Source organism: Paraburkholderia sp. JHI869, from assembly GCF_038900775.1.
Classification (GTDB): Bacteria; Pseudomonadota; Gammaproteobacteria; order Burkholderiales; family Burkholderiaceae; genus Paraburkholderia.
On record NZ_JAYMSC010000093.1, the window covers coordinates 1 to 856 of the forward strand.

Annotated in this window: 1 protein-coding gene; it reads right to left on the reverse strand. The window is 57.8% G+C overall.

The genetic code is table 11. The features are described 5' to 3' along the window. Positions 1-68: 68 nt before the first annotated feature. Positions 69-788 carry an IS6 family transposase gene (locus VSR72_RS43990; RefSeq protein WP_342958418.1) on the reverse strand — a complete coding sequence of 240 codons (720 nt, stop codon included), beginning with the start codon at positions 786-788 and terminating at the stop codon, positions 69-71. Positions 789-856 lie beyond the last annotated feature (68 nt).

Below are 856 nucleotides of genomic sequence, written 5' to 3' on the forward strand. Positions count from 1 at the left end.
CAGGTACGCCCGTAGGTTCTGGTGCAAATAGGTAAGCAGGTTGAGAAAGTTCATATAGGTAGGAAGGCTTATCGATCAAACAGGACCGCATTCCATACGGCGGGCGCAGCGGCCTCCTTGAGGCCGAGCTTCGCGAGATCGAACTGCCCCTTGCGAATGCGATGCGTCAACTCGATTCCTGAAATCGTGGTCGCGGCGCTCCCGAATCGCTTGAACCCAAGCATCACGTTCGTTCTGGACTTGATGTGGCGATGGTCTTGCTCGATCACGTTGTTCAGATATTTTGAGGACCGGACCTTCGTGTCTTCAGGCAGCAGACCATCGGTCTTCATTTCGCGCACCGCGCGGTGCGAGGCGGCATAGCCGTCGAGCGTGATGGTCTCCGGCGGCTGGCCCTGACGCTTGATGGCCTTGCTGAAAAAAGCTTTGGCCGCAGCCATGTCGCGTCGGGCTCTGAGCATGAAGTCCACCGTCTGGCCAGCCCGATCCACTGCCCGGTACAGGTAGACCCACCTGCCGCGAATCTTCAGGTAGGTCTCATCGACACGCCACGAGCGACCCGCAGGTGTAGCAAAGCGGTTCCAGCGTTTGACGAACTCGGGTGTATAACGCCTCACCCAGCGCAGAATCGTCGTGTGAGCCAGCGACAATCCCCATTCGGCCATCATCTCGACCAGATCGCGAAAGCTGAGCTTGTAGCGCAGGTACCAGCGAACGCACAGAATGATGATCTCCCGATCAAAATGGCGTCCGCCGAACAACTTCTCCGCACTCTTCAGCTTGCTCATCGCGGCTCGTCGGTTCGTTTTGTTCCGACAACTCTAACCCATTCGCCGCCCCTATTTGCACCAGAGCC

Bases quoted from the DNA above. Each gene is read 5' to 3' on its own strand.
- VSR72_RS43990 (WP_342958418.1), bottom strand. From the start codon at position 788: ATGAGCAAGCTGAAGAGTGCGGAGAAGTTGTTCGGCGGACGCCATTTT.